General features: G+C 53.0%; 1 protein-coding gene. It reads right to left on the minus strand.

The annotated features are described in order from the left end of the window. On the minus strand, positions 1–410 hold a 410-nt coding region (locus WCE05_RS26060; RefSeq protein WP_368816849.1), incomplete at its 3' end, for a PTS transporter subunit EIIC. Between the last annotated feature and the right edge of the window lie 30 nt (positions 411–440).

Here is a 440-nt window from a genome sequence, read left to right on the forward strand (position 1 = left end):
GTTGGGATCAGAATACGTTCGAGGAAGGTGTAAACCCAGACCCCAAGTGCACCCGCCGAACGCAGGAACGCTTGCAGAGATTCAATCCCCATTTGTACTTTTGGCCAGCCGAGCAACGTCAGCCAGGCACAGGGGATCATCACCAGGAAGGCGATAATCACCACATAAGACGTCCCCTGGAAAATGCCGAGAAAAACCGGCAGTTTTTTATCGAACAGACGGTTATGCAGCGCCGTCACAATGCCGGAAATGATAATTGCGCCGATAATGCTGGTATCGAGGGTTTTAATCCCAGCCATCATTGTCAGACCGCTACCTGCCACCGCGTCCTGAGTGAAATCGACGCCGAAGTAGCTTCCCCAGGTCATTCCCATCGCATTGATGAAATAGTTCCAGGTCAGGAAACTCACCATCACCGCCAGACAAGCACGTCCCTGCGC

The organism is Pseudomonas sp. I2, assembly GCF_040984075.1.
Taxonomy (GTDB): Bacteria; Pseudomonadota; Gammaproteobacteria; order Pseudomonadales; family Pseudomonadaceae; genus Aquipseudomonas; species Aquipseudomonas guariconensis_B.